Below are 7,338 nucleotides of genomic sequence, written 5' to 3'. Positions count from 1 at the left end.
TCTTTGGGGTACATGATTTTGCAACTGTCCATGTTGTTTTAACAAAGTAGTTTGCTTAACACATTACACCACTAGTATTCGTAGTTTTTTTAGATAAAATACGCCAAGTCTGTAATTTTTGCGTTGCAAAAGATAAGATTTTACAATCATTCATTGGTTATTATTTTATTTGGTTTTTTGGTTTTATTTTGTGTGACTCAATACGTATCGGTAAAAAATTATATATTATAAATCAAAAACCTATACGTAAACTTCCCTATAGGAATAGGACTTAATTTAGATGAAAAGTTTTAAAATTGCCCTTGCTCAGTTTTCACCACACATTGGCAATGTAGAGTCAAACGTTCAAAAAATGATTGATGAAGCGAATGCAGCTAAAAAACAAAATGCTGATCTAATCATTTTCCCTGAACTTGCGACGGTTGGTTATCCTGCTGAAGATTTATTTTTACGCCCGAGTCTGTCTAAACGTACTTTAAAAGCTTTTGAACAATTGAGTGCTGTTAAAGATATCGTGATGGTTTTTGGTTTTGTCAATCAAGCTGAAGATGGGCATCGTTATAATTCAGCAGCTGTAATGAAAGATGGGCAAGTTTTGGGAGTGTATAACAAACAAAATTTACCCAACTACAGCGTATTTGATGAAAAGCGTTATTTTAACGAAGGTCATCAGCATCTCGTTTTTGAATACTTAGGACACAAATTTGGTGTCTTGATCTGCGAAGACGTCTGGTCTATCAATACCGTGCAACAATTAGCACAATTAAATGTTGAAACGATTTTAGTGCTAAATGCTTCACCATACGAAGTCGGCAAACCACAACACCGTATCGCAACTTTAACTGAACTTGCAAAACAGCTCAATCTCCATTTAATTTATGTAAATCAAATTGGTGGACAAGATGATCTGATTTTTGATGGTACAAGCTTCGTTATCAACAATGACGGTAAGCTCGCATTACAAGCAGCAAGCTTCAAAGAAGGTGTCTTCTTTACTGAATATGATGCTGAAAATAAGCTATATAAATCAAACGAATTATTACCTGCTTTAGATACGATGGCTGAGATTTATCAAGGGCTCGTTCTTGCAACTCGTGATTATGTACAGCGTTCAGGTTTTCCAGGTGTTATCCTTGGTTTATCTGGTGGCATTGATTCGGCATTAACTTTAGCAATTGCAGTTGATGCTATAGGTGCTGATAAAGTTCAGGCAGTGATGATGCCATATACTTATACATCACAAATTAGTGTTGAAGATGCAACTGAACAGGCTAAACGTATGGGGGTCACTTTTGGCATCGCCGAAATTCATCCTATCGTAAACAGTTTCATGCAGACACTTTATCCATTTTTTGGAAATAGCCCGGCTGATGCCACAGAAGAAAACTTGCAAGCACGTGCTCGTGGTACATTGTTGATGGGGTTATCGAACAAATTTGGCAACCTTGTTCTTTCGACTGGCAACAAGTCTGAATTGGCTGTTGGTTATTGTACACTTTATGGAGATATGGTCGGCGGCTTTGCTGTTCTTAAAGATGTATATAAAACAATTGTTTTTGAGCTCGCCAAATACCGCAATAGTATTAGTGAAGTAGCTGTTATTCCTGAACGTGTAATCACTCGTCCACCTTCTGCTGAATTACGTCCAGATCAAAAAGATCAGGATTCACTTCCAGCTTACGACATTCTTGATGCCATTCTTTATGCTTATATTGAAGAAGATCTGAGCCAAGATGAAATCATTGCAAAAGGCTTTGAAAAAGACATAGTTGAAAAAGTGATTCGCTTAGTAGACCGCAATGAATATAAACGCCGTCAGGGAGCGATCGGTCCGCGTATAACGTCACGAGCGTTTAGCCGTGAACGTCGTTATCCTATCGTAAATGGCTGGAAACCTGGTATCTAGTTATTTATGTAAAATAAAAAGCCCAAGCTTAGACTTGGGCTTTTTATTGCCTAAACATTTAACGAATAATTTTATAGACAAAAAAAGAGACCATGCGGTGAGCATGGTCTATGAAAATGGTGGCTATGACTGGACTTGAACCTGTGACCCCAGCATTATGAGTGCTGTGCTCTAACCAACTGAGCTACATAGCCGTAAACTGTGTGCGCATTATCGTTACTTATCAGCATATCGTCAAGCGCTTAGACGTTCTAATGATCATGCTTTAAACAATTAATATTTTTATGTCCAAAATTAATACATATTTCTTTGATTTTATGTGTAAAATAGTCAAAAAATAAATAATTGTATCTGACTTATGAAATGCTATTTCTCATTTCGACGACTTTATGGCTATGCTCTGCATGAGAAATGATTAGCCCAACCTTTGTGGATTATAACGGCGTTCGTATGAATGTTGCTAAATGGATTAATCAGCAACAAATGCTAGGCATGCAACAAAAACGTCGTCTGGTTCAATTAAGCAAAGTACAACAAAACTATCTAAAATTAGTTCAGGAAATGAGCCTGATATTGCTAAAGAAAATGCAATAGCAATGCACTGTGCCACACTCCATTTATCTAAGCATAAAATTTCACAACTTCAAGATCATATTTTTAGTCAAGACAAATAACAAGTTTTATAAACAATGCCAAACACTTTGCCAAAGATAAAAGTTGATCCCCATCAAATAAACTGAGAATAAACTCGAGTTAGTCCAGAGATAATAGGTCGTTATACACACTTATATTACGACATATAAAAATAAAACAGGTTTGAACCACTACGAACTTCGCGTGAAAAAATAAAAGAATGTATCAAAAATAAATTTTATTTTAATTTTTGGATGTTTAAATCAATCGAATATTGAACATATGAATAATGATCTGGGGTAAAGGTCAACAATATGCTACTAACACACGATATTGCAGGATTTGGTCGCAGATTTTTTGCATTTCTAATAGATGCAATTATTTTAAGCCTTATAAGTTGTCTCATCTTTTTTTGTATAGATGATTTTTATTATCAATACCCAAAAGGTTTCACACTTGGCGGTTTTGCACTGATATTACTCTATTTTGGCTGCATGGATAGTTTATTAACAGATGGAAAAACATTTGGTAAAAGCATGCTCGGAATTCGTGTACTCAGTACACATAACAACAATTTAGGTATTCTTCGTTCATTTGCCAGATCCTTTGTGTTTCTATCCCCCTTATGCCTCTCTTCCTTATATTACTGGATTGAAAATTTTCAGGCTAAGCTCGTAATGATTATTATATTTTCAGTCATTACATCATCGCTGCTGTACTTTTTTATCTTTAATCGAAACAGCAAGCAAAGTTTACATGACCTTCTTGCTAAAAGCGTAGTCGTTGATATAAATAAAGCATCTGCTTATGAAAAAGAAATCTGGAAATATCATTATTTTTTTCTTGTACTCTTTATTTCATATATTGTATTCGTACGTATTTCACCTTTACTCCTGCAAAATGAAGATACTGTCTTATATCCCTTNGTCCATGATTTGGAAAATAATGCAGAGGTTATTCATGTTCGAGCCAAATCAGAAATACAGAATCAGCATATTCAGAGAATTATACTCAATGTATATGTCAACAAACCTGATCTGGTAAAAAATACTGATTTTGAAAAAAAACTAATAGGTTCTATACATAAAAAAGACTTCAAGAATATTCAACATGTTTCCTTAAAAATCAACTCAATAGGTCAGTTTGGTTTCTTCATCTCTCTGCATCAGAAACTTTATGACTTATCCCTCAATGATTATTAAAATTACCGTAATAACTTACTTTATTTTGGGACAATACAATTCGTTTGACTACTTATAAAAAGATAGGCTGAGTCAGCTTATTTTAATTGTTGAAATAATAAAGATGTCATTTGTGACCAAACAATAAATTTCACATAAAAAAAGACCACGTTTAGGAACGTGGTCTATAAAAATGGTGGCTATGACTGGACTTGAACCTGTGACCCCAGCATTATGAGTGCTGTGCTCTAACCAACTGAGCTACATAGCCAAAAAAACTGTGCGCGCATTATCTGCTTTATATGACATTTCGTCAAGCACTAAATATAAGAAAATTCATTTGAAGTGAGCCGATAAGCCGGGTTCTGTCGAGAACGATCATTCCTCTAGGCGTATGATCACTCATACGCTCCAGCAACCTACCCGAATCCAGTACGGGCCGTACCTCAGGATTCCTATTTGGTCTTGCTTCAGGTGGGGTTTACCATGCCATGAACTGTTACCAGTCATGCGGTGCGCTCTTACCGCACCCTTTCACCCTTACCTTCCATTTTTCCGAAGAAAAACGATAATGAAGGCGGTCTACTCTCTGCTGCACTTTCCGTCGGTTCACACCGCCCAGGCGTTACCTGGCACCTCGCCCTTTGAAGCCCGGACTTTCCTCCCCTGTTTCAATCACGGAGATCTACACAGCAGCGATCGTCTGGCCCACTTCGTGGCGAATAGTATCAAATTTTGAAACTAATTGCTTGCGCTTTTTTGAGCAATCAGTTTTTTATATTTTTCCATCAAATCCTCATGGGCTTCCACATGATTTGGATCATGTGGAATACAATCAACCGGACAAAAAAGCTGACATTGCGGTTCTTCATGATGTCCAACACACTCTGTACATAAATCCGGGTTGATCTCATAGATCACCTCTCCCATGAAAATAGCTTCATTGGGGCATACAGGTTCACAGACATCACAATTGATACATTCATCAGTAATATATAAAGACACTCTACCAACCTTGTTGATGTTTTCGCTCAAAGGCCTCAACCACTGCTTGTGGCACAAACTTGTGGACATCACCTTTCAAACGCGCAATTTCACGGACTAGAGTCGATGAAATAAATGAATATTGCTCAGATGGTGTTAAAAAGACAGCTTCAAATTTTGAATCTAGCTGACGGTTCATATTAGCAAGTTGAAATTCATACTCAAAATCAGAAACAGCTCTTAAGCCTCGGAGTACAGCCGTCGCATTTTGTTCATGGAAAAAATTGACAAGCAATCCATCAAATCCTACAAATTCAACATTCGGTAAATGACTCAATGATGCTTTAGCGAGCTCTACACGCTCATCTAAACTAAATACTGGATTTTTATGATGTCCAATTGCGATTGCAACGACAACCTCATCAAACATTTTCGCCGCCCTTGCTACCAAATCCACATGTCCATTCGTAATAGGGTCAAAAGTTCCAGGATAGATGACACGAGTTTTAGACATCCATTTATACTCTAGTTTGTTTTGTAGGTTTATAGTTTAACAAAAAAGTTGTTTTTACGCGAAGAAGCATCATCTTTTAAAATGATAAATATGAAAATACTTCACCTAAGGCTAAGTTTGGGGCAAAATAGGGTCAATCTTGGAATATTCGTATTATGTCGAAAAATATTGTCGTTAAAAAAAATAATGGTGGCACTATTGCGCAAAATAAACGTGCGCGCCACGATTATTTTATTGAAGAAAAATTCGAAGCTGGTCTTTCATTACAAGGTTGGGAAGTAAAGTCTTTACGTGCAGGTCGGATGACTATTACCGAGAGCTATATTCTTTTTAAAAATAATGAAGCTTTTTTATTCGGTGCTCAAATCCAGCCTTTACTTTCTGCATCTACACATGTTGTACCCGAAGCAACACGTACCCGAAAGCTATTACTTTCAAGACGTGAAATTGAAAAGTTAATGGGGGCTGTCAACCAGAAAGGTTATTCATGTGTACCACTTGCCTGTTACTGGAAAGGTCATCTGGTCAAACTTGAAATCGCATTGGTGAAAGGTAAACAGCTACACGATAAACGGGCAACTGAAAAAGATCGTGACTGGCAACGTGATAAAGCCCGTCTCTTTCATAAATAAGTGATATAAAATGCCCTATAAAGTGTAAATAGCTTTATAGGGTTTAATTCAAATGAAGCATTTTAACAAAAATTCAGACTACCATGACAATTACTCTTTACTTGTTGATTTTGTAATATCTGATTTTTTAAAGTTAAATTCGCTGCACCTGAGCCACTTAAATCTATAGAACCAACATTCTTATAAATTGGCAATCCAAAAGCCGCTCCAACAGAAGAGCCAAGACCAATATAAATTGGATTATTTGTCAATACTTGTGATACCTTTGTAGCAACTTGAGGCAGAACATCTGAAATATCAACTTCATTTGATGGATTTAATTTTCCAATATTAATCGGGTCTTTAAATGAAAGCCACCATCCTTTTTTTGCAATATCATCAGAATTTGCACCTGGCCAAATAATATCCTGTGCTTGTAGAGATAAATAGCCAGCTGTGCCTTGTAAAGGAATATTATGAATCATATTTAAATCTTGCTCAAAAGTAATATTCATCTTCAGATTATCTATGGATGATCCTGAGTCCATATAAAATTTAGCCCCCTGTACCCACAGCACTGGGCTGTTCAACTTAACCTGTATACTGCCACTATCCCTATTCAACTGAATGGAAGGAACAGTCGCAACTATATTATCTACTACGGCTTGAGATTGTCTTACCCCATTAACAGTGATTTGAGGCACATTGAATGGTACATTCATTGAAGGAATTGTTAGCCCTTGACTTTGATCAGGTTGACTTACAAATGAACGGTTATTATTCCAGATAGTATTAATTATCAAATTCCCAGATAATATTTGTGATGAATCCTTTCCAAATACTGTTGCTGATGTTTTCGCAACACCAGTTGTTGGTGCAATCTTCATATAACCGCTTAATGAGCGAATACCATCTTTAGGGTTTCCTAAATTGTCAACTCCAGCTGTCAAAAAACCATTTATAGCCTCGGCACTTAACTGAATACCTTGAACAGTTCTCGTAGAAGCTGAATTAGGATTTTTTATTGCAAACTGAATGAATGGATTTTTAATCAGTGCGCTGGTTGATGCTCTTGAATTAGAAAAAACTGGATTTCCATTTACATCGTAGCTCGTTGGCGCTCCGGACAAACTCAAACTATCAATATCAATATCACAGCCATTGGCACCATTGACACCACCACAGCCCAATTGTAGCTTTTTGATATTGGCATTCAGTTCAAGTTCCGCTTCCATACCAAGTTTATAAAAACCGATACCCTGCCCCTGCATCTTATTGGCACTATCCGTTGGTGCTAGATAACTCAAACTCATCAAGGCTTGCCCTTGTACTTCTGCAAGCTCAGAATCATTCAATTTTTTCATTCCATGCGCTTCTGCAAAACTATGTGCAGAAACTAGAGAAATACTGGATAAGAAAAGTATCAGGCTCAATTGGCATACTTTTTTACTTGCATTATCCATATACGATTCACAATACTTATATTTTTAAATAAAAATTAAATAATTA

At 36.5% G+C, this 7,338-nt stretch carries 7 protein-coding genes, 2 tRNA genes and 1 other RNA gene; 4 read left to right on the top strand and 6 right to left on the bottom strand.

All coding sequences use genetic code 11. From position 1 onward, the window contains the following. Positions 1-280 precede the first annotated feature (280 nt). Positions 281-1,906, top strand: a complete 1,626-nt coding sequence (locus KPC_RS16285) for an NAD+ synthase (RefSeq protein WP_121975408.1) — start codon at positions 281-283, stop codon at positions 1,904-1,906. 117 nt (positions 1,907-2,023) lie between these two features. Here KPC_RS16285 and KPC_RS16280 read toward each other — a convergent pair. Continuing rightward, positions 2,024-2,100 (bottom strand) — tRNA-Met (locus KPC_RS16280). Between the two features lie 217 nt (positions 2,101-2,317). On the opposite strand from KPC_RS16280, the gene KPC_RS16275 reads away from it, so the two are divergent. Together KPC_RS16275 and KPC_RS16270 are read left to right on the top strand one after the other, a co-directional pair. Then, complete coding sequence (locus tag KPC_RS16275) at positions 2,318-2,500, top strand: hypothetical protein (protein ID WP_121975407.1); 183 nt, start codon at positions 2,318-2,320, stop codon at positions 2,498-2,500. Between the two features lie 353 nt (positions 2,501-2,853). Then, positions 2,854-3,741 carry an RDD family protein gene (locus KPC_RS16270; protein ID WP_121975406.1) on the top strand — a complete coding sequence of 296 codons (888 nt, stop codon included), beginning with the start codon at positions 2,854-2,856 and terminating at the stop codon, positions 3,739-3,741. A gap of 173 nt (positions 3,742-3,914) precedes the next feature. Here the strand turns inward: KPC_RS16270 and KPC_RS16265 are convergent. The 4 genes from KPC_RS16265 to coaD all read right to left on the bottom strand — a co-directional run bounded on the left by KPC_RS16265 (position 3,915) and on the right by coaD (position 5,218). Further along, positions 3,915-3,991 (bottom strand) — tRNA-Met (locus KPC_RS16265). Between the two features lie 67 nt (positions 3,992-4,058). Beyond that, an RNA gene (rnpB, locus tag KPC_RS16260) (RNase P RNA component class A) lies at positions 4,059-4,435 on the bottom strand. Positions 4,436-4,461: 26 nt separating this feature from the next. After that, positions 4,462-4,725, bottom strand: a complete 264-nt coding sequence (locus tag KPC_RS16255; RefSeq protein WP_121975405.1) for a YfhL family 4Fe-4S dicluster ferredoxin — start codon at positions 4,723-4,725, stop codon at positions 4,462-4,464. 1 nt (position 4,726) lies between these two features. Further along, on the bottom strand, positions 4,727-5,218 hold the full coding sequence (gene coaD / locus KPC_RS16250) for a pantetheine-phosphate adenylyltransferase (protein ID WP_121975404.1): 492 nt from the start codon (positions 5,216-5,218) through the stop codon (positions 4,727-4,729). Between the two features lie 155 nt (positions 5,219-5,373). On the opposite strand from coaD, the gene smpB reads away from it, so the two are divergent. Beyond that, entirely contained in the window at positions 5,374-5,850 is a 477-nt protein-coding gene (gene smpB / locus KPC_RS16245) for an SsrA-binding protein SmpB (RefSeq protein ID WP_121975403.1), read from the top strand. A 62-nt stretch (positions 5,851-5,912) separates the two neighbouring features. Here the strand turns inward: smpB and KPC_RS16240 are convergent, their stop codons facing one another. After that, positions 5,913-7,292 (bottom strand): hypothetical protein, encoded by a 1,380-nt coding sequence (locus KPC_RS16240; protein WP_121975402.1) that lies wholly within the window; start codon positions 7,290-7,292, stop codon positions 5,913-5,915. Positions 7,293-7,338 lie beyond the last annotated feature (46 nt).

The organism is Acinetobacter stercoris (assembly GCF_900323515.1).
Taxonomy (GTDB): domain Bacteria; phylum Pseudomonadota; class Gammaproteobacteria; order Pseudomonadales; family Moraxellaceae; genus Acinetobacter; species Acinetobacter stercoris.
Note: the sequence above shows the minus strand (reverse complement) of the source record. Positions and strands in the feature narration are given on the sequence as shown.